Origin of the sequence: Enterocloster sp. 210928-DFI.2.20 (assembly GCF_020554465.1) — a bacterium.
In the GTDB taxonomy this organism is placed as follows: Bacteria; Bacillota; Clostridia; order Lachnospirales; family Lachnospiraceae; genus Enterocloster; species Enterocloster bolteae.
Window position 1 is genome coordinate 1 of the sequence record NZ_JAJCHK010000027.1, and the last position, 18,755, is coordinate 18,755.

The 18,755-nt window shown below is 51.9% G+C and carries 17 protein-coding genes and 1 pseudogene; 2 read left to right on the forward strand and 16 right to left on the reverse strand.

The genetic code is table 11. From position 1 onward, the window contains the following. Positions 1–375: 375 nt before the first annotated feature. A pseudogene (locus LI015_RS28855) lies at positions 376–528 on the forward strand (sodium:alanine symporter family protein); the annotation flags it as partial. Between the two features lie 124 nt (positions 529–652). Here the strand turns inward: LI015_RS28855 and LI015_RS20315 are convergent. The 6 genes from LI015_RS20315 to LI015_RS20340 form a co-directional block, all read right to left on the reverse strand. Next, a complete protein-coding gene (locus tag LI015_RS20315) occupies positions 653–802 on the reverse strand; it encodes a hypothetical protein (RefSeq protein WP_002567047.1) in 150 nt (49 codons plus the stop codon). A 57-nt stretch (positions 803–859) separates the two neighbouring features. Further along, complete coding sequence (locus tag LI015_RS20320; RefSeq protein ID WP_002567046.1) at positions 860–2,008, reverse strand: sodium ion-translocating decarboxylase subunit beta; 1,149 nt, start codon at positions 2,006–2,008, stop codon at positions 860–862. 33 nt (positions 2,009–2,041) lie between these two features. After that, entirely contained in the window at positions 2,042–3,379 is a 1,338-nt protein-coding gene (locus tag LI015_RS20325) for a hemolysin family protein (RefSeq protein WP_002567045.1), read from the reverse strand. A gap of 121 nt (positions 3,380–3,500) precedes the next feature. Then, on the reverse strand, positions 3,501–4,415 hold the full coding sequence (locus tag LI015_RS20330) for a YitT family protein (RefSeq protein ID WP_002567044.1): 915 nt from the start codon (positions 4,413–4,415) through the stop codon (positions 3,501–3,503). A 36-nt stretch (positions 4,416–4,451) separates the two neighbouring features. Continuing rightward, positions 4,452–6,221, reverse strand: coding sequence for an ABC transporter ATP-binding protein (locus LI015_RS20335; RefSeq protein WP_117626552.1), 1,770 nt, complete (start codon positions 6,219–6,221; stop codon positions 4,452–4,454). Continuing rightward, positions 6,211–8,031 (reverse strand): ABC transporter ATP-binding protein, encoded by a 1,821-nt coding sequence (locus LI015_RS20340; protein WP_227126238.1) that lies wholly within the window; start codon positions 8,029–8,031, stop codon positions 6,211–6,213. Before LI015_RS20340 ends, LI015_RS20335 begins: the two co-directional genes overlap by 11 nt. Positions 8,032–8,166: 135 nt before the next feature. On the opposite strand from LI015_RS20340, the gene LI015_RS20345 reads away from it, so the two are divergent. Next, positions 8,167–9,039, forward strand: a complete 873-nt coding sequence (locus LI015_RS20345; protein WP_227126240.1) for a LysR family transcriptional regulator — start codon at positions 8,167–8,169, stop codon at positions 9,037–9,039. A gap of 72 nt (positions 9,040–9,111) precedes the next feature. Here LI015_RS20345 and LI015_RS20350 read toward each other — a convergent pair whose 3' ends face one another. The 10 genes from LI015_RS20350 to LI015_RS20395 form a co-directional block, all read right to left on the reverse strand. Continuing rightward, positions 9,112–9,951: a YihY/virulence factor BrkB family protein gene (locus tag LI015_RS20350; protein WP_002567040.1), complete on the reverse strand. Its 840-nt coding sequence runs from the start codon at positions 9,949–9,951 to the stop codon at positions 9,112–9,114. Between the two features lie 16 nt (positions 9,952–9,967). Then, positions 9,968–10,240, reverse strand: a complete 273-nt coding sequence (locus LI015_RS20355; protein ID WP_002567039.1) for an acylphosphatase — start codon at positions 10,238–10,240, stop codon at positions 9,968–9,970. A 7-nt stretch (positions 10,241–10,247) separates the two neighbouring features. Next, a complete protein-coding gene (locus LI015_RS20360) occupies positions 10,248–11,192 on the reverse strand; it encodes a 2-hydroxyacid dehydrogenase (protein ID WP_002567038.1) in 945 nt (314 codons plus the stop codon). Between the two features lie 225 nt (positions 11,193–11,417). After that, entirely contained in the window at positions 11,418–11,891 is a 474-nt protein-coding gene (locus tag LI015_RS20365) for a RidA family protein (protein ID WP_007035928.1), read from the reverse strand. A gap of 10 nt (positions 11,892–11,901) precedes the next feature. Further along, complete coding sequence (locus tag LI015_RS20370; protein ID WP_227126242.1) at positions 11,902–13,032, reverse strand: M20 family metallopeptidase; 1,131 nt, start codon at positions 13,030–13,032, stop codon at positions 11,902–11,904. A gap of 25 nt (positions 13,033–13,057) precedes the next feature. Further along, positions 13,058–14,164 carry a D-TA family PLP-dependent enzyme gene (locus LI015_RS20375; RefSeq protein WP_118019252.1) on the reverse strand — a complete coding sequence of 369 codons (1,107 nt, stop codon included), beginning with the start codon at positions 14,162–14,164 and terminating at the stop codon, positions 13,058–13,060. 11 nt (positions 14,165–14,175) lie between these two features. Beyond that, positions 14,176–15,417 carry an amidohydrolase family protein gene (locus LI015_RS20380; RefSeq protein WP_227126244.1) on the reverse strand — a complete coding sequence of 414 codons (1,242 nt, stop codon included), beginning with the start codon at positions 15,415–15,417 and terminating at the stop codon, positions 14,176–14,178. A gap of 51 nt (positions 15,418–15,468) precedes the next feature. Then, positions 15,469–16,305, reverse strand: coding sequence for a carbohydrate ABC transporter permease (locus LI015_RS20385; RefSeq protein ID WP_002567033.1), 837 nt, complete (start codon positions 16,303–16,305; stop codon positions 15,469–15,471). Then, a complete protein-coding gene (locus tag LI015_RS20390) occupies positions 16,295–17,179 on the reverse strand; it encodes a carbohydrate ABC transporter permease (RefSeq protein ID WP_002567032.1) in 885 nt (294 codons plus the stop codon). Before LI015_RS20390 ends, LI015_RS20385 begins: the two co-directional genes overlap by 11 nt. Positions 17,180–17,248: 69 nt before the next feature. After that, positions 17,249–18,670 carry an ABC transporter substrate-binding protein gene (locus LI015_RS20395; protein ID WP_002567031.1) on the reverse strand — a complete coding sequence of 474 codons (1,422 nt, stop codon included), beginning with the start codon at positions 18,668–18,670 and terminating at the stop codon, positions 17,249–17,251. Positions 18,671–18,755 lie beyond the last annotated feature (85 nt).

The window sequence follows — 18,755 nt, forward strand, 5'->3', positions numbered from 1 at the left end:
AGTTCAATGCCAGAGTTTTGCTGGCATGATCACTCAAGATTCCGAGAGATCATATATGTATGCAGGCATGTTTCCACTCTGAATTTTCGTACTGCATATTCCGAACCTGTCTGCACACATCTGTAATGTAATTATTATACTTCTTTTTTTCCACCGCCGTAAATGCGTACAGCCTGTTTATGATTTTTCAATATATTTTTTATTTTTATCAATAAAAACCGTATTTTTTTGTGTTTTGTACCTATTTCAACACATAAAGCCGTATTTTCTTGCTTTTTTCTTTTTGCAGTTCTTTTTGCGGCAGATTAATTGATATTAACACCAGAGCCGTATCCCTCACAAAAAACTGCGGCGTCGGAGAAACGAGGTATGGTTATGGAATTGGTAAGCAGCATTGTAGAAGGCATCAACAACTGCCTCTGGGGCCTTCCCATGATCGGCCCTCTCTTCGGAACCCATCTCTTTCTCACCTTCCGGACCGGATTCATCCAGCGCAGGACCTTCACAGGCATCCGTCTGTCCGTCACAGGGCCCCGGATTCCCCTAATTGGGGACCAGGGAGTTCTTCCACTACCAAAAAAACAAACAGAAAGGGGAGCACGCTTTACACCAGCCGTGCTCCCCTTCCTGTTTATTCTCATCTCATGGACTCCTATTCTTTACCGTCCTTATGGTCCTTACGGTCCTTCGTAATACGGCCCAATATCATTACCGCAGCCATGATGATGATAATAGCCGCAAAGATTCCGCCCATACCTTTTCCCATAATTTCCAGGGCAATCCCTACGTGTTCCATATTCATACGCTTCCTCCTTTGCTGCTGACTCCAGAGCCTGTCTGAAACTTCGATTCTTCCGCCCTACAGATACTGGGACACGATGCTGATAACCAGTCCTCCGGCAATAACCGATGCCACCTGGCCCGATACATTGGTGCCGGCAGCCTGCATCAGTATGATATTACCCGGCTCCTCCCTGGCAGCCATCCTCTGCACCACCCTGGAAGACATGGGGAATGCGGATATGCCGCAGCCCCCAATCATGGGGTTCACCGGTTTCTTACCCGCCATCTTGAGGAATACATTAATCAGCTTGGCAAAAAGCACGCCGCCGATGGTGTCGAATACAAAGGCCACCAGTCCCAGAACCATAATCATCAATGTAGCCGGGTTCACGAACTGCTCTGCTCTCATGCTGAACGAGATGGTGATGCCCAGGAGCAGTGTGATTATATTGGCAAACTCGTTCTGGGCCGTCTGGCTCAGGCTTCCCAGGACGCCGCATTCCCGAAGCAGGTTTCCGAACATAAGGAAGCCCACCAGGGCCACGGACTGCGGTGATATCAGGCCCACTATGATGGTCACGGCAATGGGAAACGCGATTCGCAGCTGTTTATTCACACTCTTGGGATTGTACTCCATATGAATACAGCGCTCCTTCCTGGTGGTCACCAGACGTATGGCAAAGGGCTGGATAATGGGAACCAGGGCCATATAGGAATAGGCGGCCACCGCAATGGGGCCGATGTACCTGGACCCCAGAACCTGGGATACCAGGATGGAGGTAGGTCCGTCCGCAGCTCCAATGATGCCGATGGAGGCGGCATCCCTCAGATCAAAGCCCATAAGACACGCAATGAGGATAGCTGCAAAGATTCCAAACTGGGCCGCTGCCCCGAACAGGAACAGTACCGGCTGGCTCAGCAATGGTCCAAAATCAATCATAGCGCCAATTCCGATAAAAAGCAGGATTGGCATGGCCTCCGAAGCCTCAATTCCGGTTTTGAACAGCCATTCTATGATTCCGGCCGCAGGTACCTTTCCCTGTACCATCTGGTCCACCACACCGGAATACGGCAGGTTGACCAGTATGGCGCCAAAACCCAGGGGCAGAAGAAGGGATGGTTCATATTCCTTCTTAACCGCCAGCCAAATCAGGATAATTCCCACCACATACATGACTGCCTGCTGCCAGGTTACCGCCGTAATGCCTTCCAACAGAAAACTCATTTACTTTCCCTCCTTTGTACCATGCCCTGTACGTCATTCTTCCTGTTCTTTCTTTGTCTCCTTAAGGGTCAGCTTCACCCATTCTATCACTCTGTCTTCCACTTCCAATATCTCATAATCAGCTTCCGGTGTAACCACTGTCAGGGGCAGCTGTTCCCGGGACGGTATATACCCCAGCTGTTCCATTAAGTATCCGGACAGGGTATCACAGGAGCTGTCCATATGCAGGTGCATCTCCTCCTTCAAATCAAACAGGGTAATGCCGCCCGACACCCGGTAGACCTTATGGGGCTCCAGCTCTGTAAGCTCCGGCTCCTCCTCCTCGTATTCCTCATGAATATCACCTACGATTTCCTCGATAAGATCCTCCAGAGTCACCATACCGGACACGCCGCCGTATTCGTCGATCAGAATGGCCAGTTTGATTTTATTTGCCTGCATCTCCCGGAACAGGGCGTCGGTCCTGCGGTTCTCCGGCACAAAATAGGCCGGCTTTAAAAGGGTGCGGACATCCAGCTTGTCAAAGGAAGTCCTTCTGGCCTCAATGGTCAGTGCCTTTGTGGACAGAACGCCTATGATGTTGTCAATCTCCCCTTCGTATACAGGAATCTTGGAGTGCATGGATTCCAGAATCTCATCCAGAAATTCTTCCAGCGGCTCATTGATATCCAGCGCCACCATATCCTGTCTGGGCACCATCACTTCCTTGGCCTTCTTGTCGTCAAAGGAAAATATGGACGTTATCATCTCCTTCTCAATGTCATTAAACACACCTGCCTCGCTTCCGGTTTCCAGCATGGACTTGATTTCTTCCTCGGACACATCTGTCTCCAGGTTTTCATTGTGCATGCCGATCAGCTTCAGAAAGCCGCTGGTGGACAGAGAGAGCAGTTTTATAAAGGGATTCATGATACGTGATATATAATAAATGGGACGTACGCAGAACAGGCTGAAGGCCTCCGCTTTCTGCAGGGCAATCCGCTTGGGTACCAGCTCACCAAACACCAGGTTAAAATAAGCCAGGATGATGGTCACCACAACGCCTGCCAGGGTCTGGCTGTAGGGCAGGTTCCACTGCGCCATCCGTACCGCCAGCACCTGGGCGATACCGGTAGCCGCCGATGCACTGGAGAAAAAGCCTGCCAGAGTGATGGCCACCTGGATGGTGGACAGGAACACCGTTGAGTCCTTCATCAGGCGCTCTATGAGCGCTGCGTTTTTGTTTCCCTGCTCGGACAGGCGGTGTATCTTGTTCTTGTTAACAGATACCACTGCCATCTCGGAGCCTGCAAAGAATGCATTGATTAATGTCAGAATAACTAAGATTGTGATTTGGAATAAAATATTGGCCGCTTCAGGGTCAGATTCCATGGTAAATGATTCCTCCTTCATATTACATAGATTGATTTGTTTCAAAGACTATTATACATAAAGATTGGGGAAATGTCAGCTAAAGATTCCATTAAGATGCAGACCCGCCCAAAAGGGCGGATCACTCCAGGGGCTGTATGTAAAAATTCCCCACCACATCGCTGGAATTGATAACGTTTACAAATGTATCCGGGTACTGTTCCCGTATCCGCTTCTTCATTTTTCTCACATCACTGTCCGAGAGCACGGTATAAATCAGGTATTTTTTATTGGCTGAGTAGGAGCCGAAGCCCTTTAAAATCGTGCTGCTGTGGTTGGTCAGCTCCAGCAGGTCCGCGGACACGGCCGCCGGGTTATCTGTCACAATAAGAAGCGTCTTTTTCTTATATTTCTTATAAAAGGTATTGATAACCTGGGTATTGCAGAACTGGAAAATAATGGAGTACAGCGCCTTATCCATTCCGAAAATAGTTCCCGATATCAGTATGATGACCGCACTGAACAAAAGCATGTAGTTGAAGGTGGATACCTTGTATTTTGCCGACAGAGACATGGCGATAAAGTCCGTTCCGCCGCCGCAGGCCCTGCTGTTGAGAACCAGGCTCATCCCCAGGCCGTTTATGATGCCTCCGAAGACTGATATCAGCAGGATATCCCCGGTGATGGGAACCACAGGCAGCTCATCCACCAGGATTGACACGGTCAGCAGGCAGATACAGGACAGGATTGTAAATTTCTTACCCACCAGCCGGTATGCGAACACGGCCGGAACTGCATTAAAAAGTACATTCAGTAATGTAAATGATATCTGGACATCATAAAAACTGAGTCCGATTCTCTGGATCAGCTTGGCCAGTCCGGTAAAGCCTCCCGGCACCAGCTCTCCCTGCTCCACAAAGGTATTCATGTTGACAGCTACAATCAGGCTTCCCAACAGGATGCAGAGGAAGGCCGCCACATCCTTCCTCCTCCTGTTTTTGTTCTGCCGCTTCATATTCTCCTGATACAATTCAGACATCATCTGTCCGTCTCCCATATGCCCGCCCCCTTCTCTTACATAATTACCTGCGTCCTATCCTCTGGCAAACTGCGCATTGTAAATATCCGCGTAAAAACCATGCATCCCCAGAAGCTCCTCATGCTTACCCTTTTCCACAATTTTACCGTCCCGCATGACCAGAATCACGTCTGCCTCCCGGATGGTGGACAATCGGTGGGCCACTATAAAGCTGGTTCTGCCCTCCATCATCTGCGCAAAGGCCTTCTGCACCTTAATCTCTGTCCTGGTGTCAATGGAGGATGTGGCCTCGTCCAGTATGAGCATGGGAGGAAGGCACAGCATAACCCTGGCAATACAGAGAAGCTGTTTCTGTCCCTGGGACAGGTTCCCTCCGTCCTCACTGATAACAGTGGCGTATCCATCCGGCATACGCATGATAAATCCATGGGCATGGGCCTGTTTGGCTGCCTGGATAATCTCTTCCTCAGTGGCATTTGGATGGCCGTAGGCTATATTGTCCCGGATGGTGCCTGATTTAAGCCATGTGTCCTGCAGCACCATACCGTAGCTGGTCCGCAGGCTCTCCCTGGTCACATCGCGGATGTCGGTTCCCTCCACCTTGATAGCTCCGGAATCCACGTCGTAAAAACGCATCAGCAGGTTGATGATGGTAGTCTTGCCGCAGCCGGTAGGTCCCACGATGGCAACCCTCTGTCCGGGCTGTACCGACAGGTTAAAATCCTCAATCAGCTTTTTCTCAGGCGTGTAGGAGAAGCAGACCTGCTCCAGATCCACACTGCCCTTTGCGCCGCGCAGTACCGTTGCGTCCTCCCTGTCCTCTATCATGGTTTTCTCATCAATCAGCTCAAACACCCGGGCAGCGGACGCCAGGGCATTCTGCAGCTCTGTCACCACCCCTGATATCTCATTAAAGGGCTTTGTGTACTGGTTGGCGTAGCTGAGGAAACTGGTCAGCTGTCCCACGGTGATGAGCCCCCGGATAGCCCCATAGGCTCCCGTGATGCCCACGGCAGCATAGACCAGGCTGTTAACAAAGCGGGTGGCCGGATTGGTAATGGATGAGAAAAAGGTCGCCCTCAGGCTGTATCCGGCCAGACGTTCATTAATCTCCTCAAACTGCTTCTGTGCCTCTTCCTGGTGTCCGAAGGCCTGGACCACCTTCATATTGCCCAGCATCTCATCGGTCAGGGAGGTCAGCTCTCCCCTGGTCTCTGACTGCTTCCGGAACATGACAAACGTCTTTTTAGCGATAAAGCTGGCCACAAACAGGGATATGGGCGTCAGCACCACCACCACAGCCGTGATGACGGGCTGGATGGAAAGCATGAACAGCAGCGTTCCCGCTATGGTCAGAACGCCTGTAAACAGCTGGGTAAATCCCATGAGAAGGCCTTCTGAAAACTGGTCTATGTCCGCGATAATCCGGCTTATGATATCTCCGGATGGGTGCACATCTATATAGCTTAGGGGCATCACCTCCAGCTGGTTGAAGGCCCTGGTCCGGATATCCTTCACAACCCGGTAGGTAATGATGTTGTTGATATGGTTCATAAGCCATTGGGATACGGACGTAACAGCCACTGCTCCCAATATTGTTATGAGGATTCCCTTTAACCCTGCAAAATCCACATGTCCGGCCGAGACAATGCGGTCCACGGCACGGCCTGTCAGAATCGGCACATACAGAGTAAGGGCCACTGTGATAAGGGCCAGAAACAGAGACAGGATGACGCTCCACTTGTATTGGCTGATATATTTAAGGATCCGTTTCAGGGTCTCCCTGCTCCTGTTCTTGTCCAATGCATTCTTCTTACTGCTCATCCCGTTCCACCTCCTCCTTTGAAAGCTGTGACAGACAAATCTCCCTGTATACCTGGCAGTCCTTAAGAAGCTCCTTATGGGTGCCCATGCCTGCCAGACGACCCTCGTCCAGCACCAGGATGGTGTCAGCGCTCTTAATGGTAGTGGCCCGCTGTGATACAATGAATACGGTCATATCCCCGGTGTTCTCCCGGATAGCCTTTCTCAGCCTGGCATCCGTGGCAAAGTCCAGGGCCGAAGCGCTGTCGTCCATAATCAGGATTTCCGGCCTCCTCACCAGGGCCCTGGCTATGGTCAGCCTCTGGCGCTGTCCTCCTGAGAGGTTATGGCCTCCCTGGTCAATGTATAGATCCAGTCCCTCTCCCTTGGAATCCACAAACTCCCGGGCCTGGGCCGTATCCAGAGCCCGGTAGATTTCCTCATCCGACGCGTCCTGTTTTCCCCAGCGCATATTGTCCCGCAGCGTTCCCTTAAACAGTACGGATTTCTGCGGCACCACTCCGGTTTTGTCCCGCAGCTCATCCAGAGAATATTCCTTTACATCTGTCCCGTCCACCAGGACCTGCCCTGAGGCGGCATCGTAAAATCGGGGAATCAGGTTCACCAGGGTGGATTTACCGGATCCGGTTCCGCCTATGACGCCTATGGTCTGTCCTGCCATGGCACAAAAGGAAATATCCTTTAAGGCCGGCTCCTTTGCCCCCGCATACACGAATTCCATATCTTTAAACTCTACCTTGGGAATCCGTAATGCGGGATTCTGCGGGCCGGAATTCTGCGGGCCGGGATTCTGAGAACCGGAATTCTGAGAACCGGAATTCTGAGAACCGGGTTTCCGGGAGCCGTGCCTCCCCTTGTCCTCAATGCTGCTCTCCACCTTAAATATGCTGTCCACCCGGTTCATGCAGGCAACTGCCTTGGATATAATGATAATCAGGTTTGCCATCTTTATGAGCTCTACCAGAATCTGGGACATGTAATTTACCAGGGCAATCACCTTTCCCTGGGTAATGATACCGCTGTCCGCCTGTTCCGCTCCCACCCATATGACGGCCACCACGGCTATGTTTATAATGACATAGGTCACAGGGTTTAACAGGGCGGATATCTTTCCCACAAACACCTGCATCCTGACCAGGTTTCCGTTTTCCCGGTCAAATTTCTCCGTCTCACTTTTCTGTCTGTTAAAGGCGCGGATGACACGGACTCCCATCAGGTTTTCCCTGGTGGTTAACAGCACCTTGTCCAGCTGTCTCTGCACGGATTTATAGAGCGGCATGCTGACTGCCATGATGCCGAACACCACCACGCAGAGCACCGGTATGGTGACCACGAAAACAAAGGCCGAGCGCACATCCACGGTAAAGGCCATAACCATGGCCCCAAATACTACAAAGGGTGAGCGGAGCAGAAGGCGCAGCGTCATGTTGATGCCGCTCTGCACCTGGTTGATGTCGCTGGTCATCCTTGTTATCAGTGTGGACGTGCCCACTGTGTCTATCTCTGTGTAGGACAATCTTCCTATATGGGAAAACAAATCATTGCGCAGGGAGGTGGCTGCCCCCGTGGCTGCCTTGGCGGCAAAATACTGGGCTGTCAGGGAGCATGCCAGGCCAATCAGGGCCAGCAGCACCAGAACGCCTCCCATTTTAAGAATATATCCGCTGTCCCTGCCCCGTATGCCCACGTCCACCATACGGGCCACCACCAGGGGCACAAACAGCTCAAAGCTGGCCTCCAGCATCTTAAACAGCGGTCCCAGTATGCTTTCTAGCTTGTAATCCTTCATATAGCTGAACAATCGTTTCATAATTGTCTTTCACTCCTCTGCCGGAATCCATTGTATTTTTTCACACTGCCTGGTATTATAACATAGAATCAACCATATATAAAATATTGTTTTTATATATATGATATACGTTTAACGAATAGGAGGATTCCGATCTTGAATCTGAAACAGATGGAATATTTTACTGCCATTGTCAATGAGGGGAGCATATCGGCGGCAGCCAAGGCGCTCCACATTTCCCAGCCTCCCCTCAGCACCCAGATGAAGCTTTTGGAGGAGGAACTGGGGCTGACCCTGTTCCAGCGCGGCTCACGAAGCATCCTGCTGACAGATGCGGGCAAGGTCCTCTACGAACGGGCCCAGGGCATCCTGGACATGACAGGGGCTGTGCTGGAGGAACTGGAACAGATGGGGCAGGGACTTCTGGGCTCCCTGCGCCTGGGTATGATTTCTTCCGTGGAAACCGAACCCATCATAGGAAAGATTGCCGCCTTTCGCCAGGAGCATCCCAGGGTGAAATTCCGCATCTACGAGGGTAATACATATCAGCTCCTGGACAAGCTGAATACCGGAATCATCGAGGCTGCCATTGTGCGCAGCCCTTTTCCCGAGGAACCCTATGACTGCTTTTATCTGTCCGGGGAAATCATGATGGCTGTGGGGGAACGCTGCTTCTTTCCCCGTCCCGGGGCGGATACTATTTCCCTTAAGGAACTGTGCTCCTGTCCCCTGGTTGTGTACCGCAGATGGGAAGGGGTGTTAAACCGCCTGTTTGCACCGGACAGCCCGGATTATCTGTGCATAAACGACGATGCCCGGACCAGCCTTACATGGGCGGAGACAGGCAGCGGCGTCGCGGTGGTGCCGGCCTCTATCGCCAGGTGCGTCCGGCCGGACATTCTCATGAAGCCTCTGGATACCCGTGACTTCACCAGCCGGATTACGCTGGTCTGCCGGAAAAACGGACCCCTGTCGGCTGTGATGAAGGAGTTTCTGGATTACTTTACAGGCCAGCCTCCCCTTTCCTGACAGAACCACCTCACTGTTCCACCAAAAAAACAAAAACAGCCCGCCCCTTATCCAAGAGCAGGCATAATCCGGTTATTCCTTCGTTTCCCCGGGAAACAGTTCCTTCCAGAAATAGTTGATTTCCGCGCCGAAGAACAGGATGCACATGCAGAAATAAAGCCACAGAAGCAACAGCACAATGGCGGTAAGGCTTCCGTACATATAGGAGTAATTCTTCCCCCCTATATGGCTGAAATACAGGGAAAAGGCAAAGGAGAAGGCCATCCATCCAACGGTGGAGAACACGGCTCCCGGAAGCTGGTCCCTGAGCTTCAGACTCTTATCCGGCACAAAGGTATAGATTCCCAGGAAAAATATAATCAGTATCATTAACGCCCACAGAGCCCTGAAATTGATGATGTGGGTGGTCACGTCTGCTATGATGGGAAACCGGCTCACCATAAACGCCTGAATCATATTGCCGAACACCAGCAGGCCCAGGGACAGAATGCACACCAGGATAAACACAATGGTGTATCCTGAACAAATCAGCCTGTTAATCACATACCAGCGCTTTTCCCCGTGGCCGTTCACACGGTTTAAGCCCCTGGCCACGCTGAACATGCCGCGGCCCGCGGACCACAGGGCTGTGACGGCTGTGACGGAAATCATGGTTGCCGGGGATTTTAAGGACAGGTCATTGACCACCCGGAAGGCCAGGGACTTGTAATCCACCGGCACCAGGCCCACAATCAGTTCCATGAACCTGGCGTTGCTGATGCTGGGAATCATCTGGACCGCTGTCAGCAGCAGCATGATAAAGGGCACCACGGAGAGTATGATAAAAAATGAGACCTGGGCCGCGTAGACCGTCATCTCATCCTCAGCAAATTTATCATATACCCGTTTTCCTGCCACAATTATCCCAAACATAAAACCTCCACTGCTGTTAATATATTTCCCTGAAACTGCCCTCTTCAATCACCGGAATGTCTTCTGCTTCCATATGTTCAATGTGTATGAACCTTCCCTGCTCCAGATTCCTTAAGAATCGCCCAATCGCCAGCGGGTCTCCCTGGACCTCCATCTCCACATCGCCGTTCCACAGATTCTTCACCCACCCGGTAAGGCCCAGGGGGCGGGCCAGGTAACAGGAGGTGTACCTGAAGCCCACCCCCTGTACCCTGCCGGAAAATATAATATGTTTCCTGACTTTTTTCATACAAATATCACCCAATCACATTTCGGGGAGTTCCATCCAGATAGTTTACCACATTGTCAAACACAATAACAGCCCGTTTCACCAGGGCTTCCTTGGTGGCAAATGCCACATGTGGCGTCACAATGGTGTTGGGCGCCGAAAACAGCGGGTGGTCCTTTCTGACCGGAGGCTCGTTTTCAAACACATCAATGCAGGCGCCTGCAATCCTGCCCTCCTTCAGGGCCCCGGCCAGCGCATCGCTGTCCACCACAGGCCCTCTGGCCGTGTTGATGAGCACTGCGTTCTTCTTCATCAATCCGATGCGCTTCTCATTCATCAGTCCCCTGGTCTCTTCAGTAAGAGGGGTGTGGAGGGAAACCACGTCGCTTTCTGCCAGCAGTGTCTCCAGATCCACATAGCGCACGCCTGGCACATCCTTGGCTGTCCTGCTGTAAGCCAATACCCTGCATCCAAATGCCTGGGCTATGGCTGCCACACGAAGGCCGATGGCCCCGGTTCCCACCACGCCAAACGTCTTGCCTTCCAGTTCAAATCCTACCAGTCCGTCCTTGGTGCCCTCCTCCCGGCAGACCTTGTCGCAGGGAATCACGTTTCTGTACAGGCTGATTAACATGCCGAACACCAGATCCGCCACAGCGCAGGTGGAATATCCGGCGCAGTTGCATACCATGACACCGTTCTTTCTGCACACATCCATGGCGATGTGGTCCACGCCTGTAAATGCCACAGCCAGAAGCTTTAAGTTTCTGCATCCTTCTATGACCTGGGCATTCAGAGGCAGATTGGATACCACAATGATTTCAGCATCCTTTCCCCTCTCTATCAGCTCTGCGGTGTCCGTTGTCTTTGTGTTGTAATACACAATCTCCACCCTGTCCCCAAGGGACTCCTTTGCCATAGCTAAAAGCTTTCCTTCTTCCACTCCCAGCGGCTCGATGATTACCATTTTCATTGCATTTTCCTCCGTATCCTGTTGTCAGCTCCCCTTTTTGGGATGTCCTGACTTTTTATGCTATCCATTATATAGCAGGGGGCAGGCTTTTACAAGACATAAGGAATCAAAGAAATGGACAGAACCAAGAATAATTTAAAAACAGACAGAAAAACGGACGGGTACGAACCTATATTTACGTCCGTCCCGTCCACTCTCTTGATTCCTGTTTATATGTTCCCGCTTCTATTTAAGCTCCACCAGAACCTCAATCTCACAAGCGATTCCCCCCGGAAGGGCATTGGTTCCAATGGCAGAACGCGCCGGAAGTCCTGCTTCCTCACCGAACAGCCCGGCAATCAGATTGGAGCCCCCGTTAACCACCTGGGGCTGCATCCCAAAGTCATCCGCACTGTTCACAAAAGCCAGAACCTTCACGAATCTCTTGATTCGGTTCAAATCCCCGGTCTTTTCATTTAAGTTTGCCAGCAGGTTCAGCACGCAGTTGTATGCCGCTTTCTGGCCATCCTCCACTGTCAGGTCCTTTCCCAGTTTGCCCACTACCGTATTGCCGTTTCCCAGATCCGGACCGCAGCCTGAGCAATAGAGAAATTTCTCCCCCAGCTCCTGTACCGGTGTATAAACGCCTCCCTTGGCAGGCGGCTGCGGCAAAGTGATTCCTTTTTCTTTTAAAACCTCGTATACGTCTCTCATCTTCATCTCTCCTTATTTATATGTAATTTGCTTTATACAAAACCCTGTCTATGATTCTCTCATACAGGCTCACGGCATCCCGCACCTGTTTTTCCCAGGTAAATTCCCCCACTGTATGGGCCTGGGCAATATCTCCGGGACCGCAGATAACGGTCTGGATTCCCTCCCTTGCCAGGAAACACTGTTCACAGGATGCGTCAAAGGGCTGTGGATCTGATTTGATTCCAAACTGGCGTTCCCGTTCCTCAAGGCACAGCTTCACAAACCGGTCATCCTGTGGAATCTCCCCGCCGGGCATATAAAAATGCAGCGTCCTCTGGAAGCCGTCAATGCCGGCCTGTTCAAAGCCTTTGTCCAAAAACTGCCCCACCTGTTCATGGTCCATACCCGGGTGAATCCTAAAGTCCAGGAGAAGGCGTACATTTCCCGGCACCACATTGTCCTTCTCATATCCCTCCATCATGGTAACCGCAATGCTGGGAGGCGGGAGGACCGGGTGTGTGATATGGCGCAGCGTTTCATTCATATCCTTTACCGCCCGGACTGCCCTGCATGCCTTCATCACAGCGTCCTCCTCCCCGGCCGGGAGGGCTGCATGCCTGGGGGCTCCCTTTACATCAATATAATCCCTGGATACTCCACGGTGGGCAACCGCCACCTCCAGCCGGGTGGGTTCTCCTATGATGGCATAATCGCTTCTCTCATGGGTCTTTAGATAACTCAGTGTACCCAGATTGGAGCACTCCTCATCCGCCACAAATAAAAGCTTCAGTTTCCCCTTCATGGGCTCTTTCCTGGCGGCGCAGCGCATGGCGGCTTCGCACATGGCAGCTATCCCGCCTTTCATGTCGCAGGTTCCCCTGCCGTAAAGCTTTCCATCCTTTTCTTCCATGGAAAAGGGACTGCTGTCCCACTCTCCCACGGCCGGCACCACATCCAGATGTCCGTTCAGCATAAGCTCCGGCCCGTCTCCCCCGTCCAGCACAGCAATCAGATTTGCCCGGCTGCCGCCTAAATCCTGCACCTCGCACTTAAACCCCATAGGCTCCAGGATTCCGGCCAGATACCGGGCTGCCGGCTTTTCATTTCCGGGAGGATTAACGGTGTCAAACCCTATCAGCTCTCTCAACAGTTCAATACAGTCCACAAAATACCTCCTTGTTCCGGTACAATCAGTATGTAATCCTGCGGTTTCTCGCAGTCACCTGCCATCTGTCCGCCACCTGCCCGTCCTTTGCCACCAGAATTTCCGGATACAATGCAGTGGTGGGACATATATGGGTTGGAATCACATAGAGGCAGGTTCCTATGGCCGGTATCCTGCTTTCATCCTCCAGCCGGAATGCCCAGTGTTCCTCGCTGTGTATAATGGGCACTGCATCCTCCAGACCTACGATATAGCCCCGCTGTCCCGCGGGGTCCGAAGCAATAGCCTTATAGCCCAGGTCCGTGGTAAACACGCCCTTGGCGGGATGGCTGATGACCCTGGTCATCACGGCAGCTCCTGGAATAAAATCCAAATCCGGCAGGTTCATGTAATACCCTGCATCTGTTATAAACGCAGTGCCCGGGGACAGATACCACCGTGTAGCGCCCGCATGGCACGGAAAGGAAGGGGTACCGCCTGCCACTGCCAGCTCGCAGCAGATTCCATCCCCGTTCAGACGTTCCATGATGTCCGACACCTTTTTATCCGTGTCATCCACTTGGGCCTGTCTTACAGCTGCGTCCTTATTATTGTGGTTTCCGTCGTAGCAGTGCATTCCGCACAGACGAAGCCCCGGAAGAGAGGATGCAGAACGGTAGAGCTCCTCCAGCCGTTCAATGGGCACTCCGGTACGGTTCATTCCCATATTTACATCCACCAGCATGGGCAGCACAGCATTGTGTTCCACGCACACCCCGGACAGAGCCTCAAACTGGGCCAGGTCATCCTCCACACCGTAGAATACCGTATCCGGATACGCCTTTGCCAGCTTCACGAAACGTTCCATGTTGGGACCAATCAGCGGATAGGCCAGAATTACCTTTTCTGCCCCTGCCTCTGCGGCCATCTCCGCCTCTGCCACTGTGGCTGTTTTAAACTTTGTAATGCCGTACTCCATCTGCATCCGCACCATATCCTTGGATTTGTGGCTTTTTACATGGGGCCACAGCCGTTCGGGGCTTCCTGCTGTCCGTATTGCCTTCTTTATATTTTCCCTGATGATCTCCTCATAATATATGAGGCTGGGTGATATGATTGTATCTGTGTTCTTTAATTCATACATGTGTTCCATATCCATTCTCCCTACTCTATGATTTTTCCCCTGCACACAACATGTTTTATATGACGCAGCGCCTTTATATCCCTGAGAGGATTCTGTTCTGCAGCTATGAAATCCGCCTCATACCCGGGGGCCAGCCGCCCCAAGAAATCCCCCCAGCCCAATGCCCCGGCGCCCTCCAGGGTGGCGGCGTGAATCACCTTTTCCGGCGTAAGGGCGCACCTGCTGCATAACAGCTCCATCTCCAGCCAGGTTTCGTCAAAAAAGGTATATCCGCATCCTGCGTCCGTTCCCACCAGGGGACGCATCCCCAAATCCGCCAGGCGGCCGAATATTTCACATTCCCGCTTTTCCTGTTCCAGGAGGAATGCTTCTCTCTCATCCGGTTTTCTCACACCTTCCCTGACCTGGTCCAGTTGGTGGTAATTATTAGATATCCCAATCATAAAATACCGATGGTCCCCGCGGAAGGCTTCCATCACATCCGGCTCATAACACCGTTCCAAAAGTCCCAGGCAGGGGTTTCTCCTGAAACAGGCGCAGTGTTCCACGCTGTCCACCCCGGCCTCCATGGCGTTTACGTAGGAACTGGTTGTCAGGCAGTGGGCTGCCGTGGGAAGTCCCAGCTCATGGGCTGCCTCCACCGCTGCACGTATTTCTTCCCTGCTGTAGGAGTCATGCTCCGGTACCGAGCCCGGGGTAAGCTGGCCTCCGCTGACAATCAGCTTGACGCAGTCACAGCCCGCTGACTTCCGTTCTTTTACAGCCTGTATCAATCCCTCCATACCGTTGGACGTTTTTCCCAGAAAGGCCAGATGGCCTCCGTCCGGGGTAAGGGGCATCCCTGCTACCTGAATCCTCGGCAGCTCTGTCCCCGGTTTTGCGCCTGCATCCCCGCCCCGCAGAGCTCCTATCAGCTCCATGGAGCTTCCTGCGTCCCGGACCGTTGTGACGCCTGAGCGCAGAAGGGTCCCGGCGTGCTCCACGGCCCTGGCCAGACGGGTTTTCCTGTCCTCCCTCCGGTAGATGCCATAGGTGTCCCGGCAGGGCGTAAACTCCAGATGTACGTGGGTATTGACCAGACCCGGCAGGATATAGCAGTCCGAAAAATCCATGACCCTGGCCCCGGGATATGCCGGACCCAGTTCCTCAAAGGAACCCATCTCCTTAATCCGGCTTCCTTCCAGAATCATTCCCGTGTATTTCATCTTCATGTCATCGGAATCATAGATTCCCTTCCCATGGACCAGTACCGGTATCTCCACCTTTTCCTCCTCCGTCCTGTATTCTCACATAACCTGACCGTTGGCCTTAATCTATCCCTTCACTGCTCCGGCCGTCATACCCTGCACAATGTACTTCTGGAGTATCATGGTCAGAATGATGGTTGGAACAATAACCACAATGGTGGCAGCCAGCATACGTCCCCAGCGAATATCCGCGCCGGACACGAAATACTGCAATGAGACAGGAAGTGTCCTTGTCTTTTCACCGCTGAGTATAAGGGCAAACTGGAAGTTATTCCAGGAGCCCAGGAATGAAAGGGTGGAGCAGGTCACCAGCCCCGGCGCGCTGATGGGCAGCAGAACATCTTTAAAGCATTTCTGTCTGGTACAGCCGTCCACAATGGCCGCCTCCTCCAGTTCCAGAGGCAAATCGCTGAAAAACCCCACCATAATCCACACAATCAGCGGAAGTGACAGCACCATGTGGCTGAGAATCAGCACACCGTAGGTATCTATCATGCGCAGCTTGGAAAATATGAAATAGTATGGCAGCAGAATGGATATGTTGGGCAGAAGGCGTGCCGTCAGGATTGCCGTATTGGCCTTCCCCATTTTATATCTGGCTATGGCATAGGCTGCCGGCACTCCCAAAAGCAGGGACAGGGCCGTTGACGCCACTGCCACAATGGTGGAGTTCATCATATAGGTTCCATAGTGCTGTGTCTTAAATATGTAAATGTAGTTATCCAGTATCGGTTTAAATCCAAAGAGCTTGGGAGGCATGATATATACCTGGGCCATATTCTTAAAGGATGAAATCAACACGAAATACAGCGGAAACAAAATCGGTATGACAATGACCAGCACCAGGATTCCGAATAATAACTTTGATATAATTTTCTTTGCCCTGTATTTTTTAACCGCCATAATACGCCACCAACTTTCTCTGTATCTTCATGACCAAAACGCTGAGCAGCAGCACAATCACAAACAATATCATAAGCATTGTAGAGGAAAGGCCGAATTTGTAATAGGAAAATGCCGTTTCATAGGCAAACAGGTTCAGTGTCCTGGAGGCATTGGCCGGTCCTCCCTTTGTCATGGCGTAAATCAGGTCAAAGGACTTGAATACGTCTATGAACCGCAGCAGACCGATGGAGAACAGGGTCTGGGTGAGCAGAGGCAGGGTTACCTGGAAAAATGTCTGGATAGGTGTTGCCCCGTCCACCCTAGCGGCCTCCATGGGGTCTGTGGGCAGAGAGGACAGTCCTGCCAGACATACGATCACTACCATGGGCGTCATCTGCCACGTCTCCACTGCCGCAATAGCAGGGATAACAGTCTGTTTGGCCGACACAAAGGCAGACCTGGGAAGTCCCACGGTTGTGAAGATGTAATTGAGCAGGCCGGAGGATGGTTCGTAAAACAGCATCCACATAAGTCCCACTGCCACAGGCGCCATCATGTATGGCAGCAGCACCACTGCCTTTACCCCGTTCTTGCCCCAAAAATCCTTATTCAGCACAAGGGCGATGGCAAGGCCCAAAAGCATTTCCGCCACCGTGGCGATTGCCGTATAGTAAAATGTGATTCCTAAGGACTGCCAAAATTCCCTGCTGGCCAGCACATCCAGATAATTCTTTCCCCAGTTAAAGCGCATTCCGTTTCCCATCAGCAGGTTCCAGTCGTTCAGGCTGAACAGGAAGGTCATTGCAATGGGAACCGCGATCATGGCCATCATAAATATAAGGGCAGGAAGGGAAAAGACCCATTTAATATGTTTGTTGACAAAATTGTTCATATATACATCCCTCTCTGTTGTTAGAAAGGAGCCTTGTTACAGGCTCCTTCCGTTGCTTTCAGACATACTCTAATCCTCGTAGGGATAATCCGCGCCATACTCTCCCGCATCCTTAAGGAGCTGGTCCACCTTTTCTGCAGCTGCATTCATCTTGCTTTCCAGATCTGCTCCCTCTCCCTTAGTCTCGATGGAGTACACGATAGCCTCGCCCATGGCGTCCCTGGCCTCGGATACCGCGGTCATACGGGGAAGTCCGTACTGGTTGGTGGTATCAGCCTGAATCTCTTCATTGTAAGCCTGGATGTAATCTTCCGGCATGGCAGCTGTCACACGCTCATCTTCCCATACAGAGGCCCTGAAAGTAGGCATTCCCTTTGGAGTGATGTCGGCGGCAATATCTTTGCCTGCCGCATATTTGAGGAATTCCCATGCAGCTTCCTTGTTCTTTGAGCCTGAATAAATGGATGCGCCCCACACAACCTGCTTATAGGACTGGCGTCCTGCCGGACCTTCCGGAATAGGAGCAACTCCCACCTTGTCGTAGAAGGAAGACTCATTGGGATCAATCAGGGTCTGGTACAGGGCAATTGCATCCACACACATGCCTACCTGCCCCGCATTAAACAGCTGGGTCATCTGTGAATATCCTGCTGTCAGTATGCCTTCCGGAGCATAATCACCTAACAGCTTCCCATAGAACCTGGCTGCTTCCAGATTTTCCGGTGTGTTAAAGGCGCATGTTCCGTCCTTAAAATAAGCGCCGCCAAATCCGTAAAGGAACGGTGAGAACTGGGAGGTAAGGGCTATCTTCTCGCCGCGGCAGGCAATCGCGTAAAAGTTATTAGCCGGGTCGTTGATTTTGCCGCATACATCCAGCAGCTCATCGTAATTCGTGGGGACCTTCACTCCCTTTTCCTCAAATACATCCTTCCGGTAGAACATCAGCTGCACAGAGGAATACAGCGGCAGTGCTCCGATAGCGCCGTCAGACTTAATTTTAATCTGCTCCATAGGCGCCGACGAAAAATCATCCCAGTCAAAATCCGGATCCTTCAGATATTCATCCAGAGGTTCAATCCATCCGTTATTGCTGTAAGCCGCCATATCCTGCAGCGGGCTCATGAGGAATGCGTCAATGGTGGAGGAGCCTGCCAGAAATTCCGTGGTTATCTTCTCACGAAGCTGGGCTTCCCCGTACAGTTCCAGATTCACCTTGATGCCGGTTTCCTCCTCAAAATCATCCAGATACGCTTCAATTGCATCTGATATCTGTCCGGTCATGCTCAGGACACGGATTGTTGTCCCGGCATAGGGCTTTTCACCGGCCTCCCCTGCGGCCGATTCCCCTTTTGTTCCCTCTGCTTCCTTACCGGCCGGAGCCTCCGAAGCCTTGGACGTATCTCCCGGCAGTCCGCTGGTCCCCCCGGAACAGCCAGAAAGCGACCCCGCCAGCATTACCGCGCTTAAAGCCAGACATAACTTACGTTTCATAAATACCCTCCTTCTATACACGTTTTCATTTACTGTAAGCATAGTATAAATGTTCCGCCCCTGATTTGGAATTTAAAAAAATAGG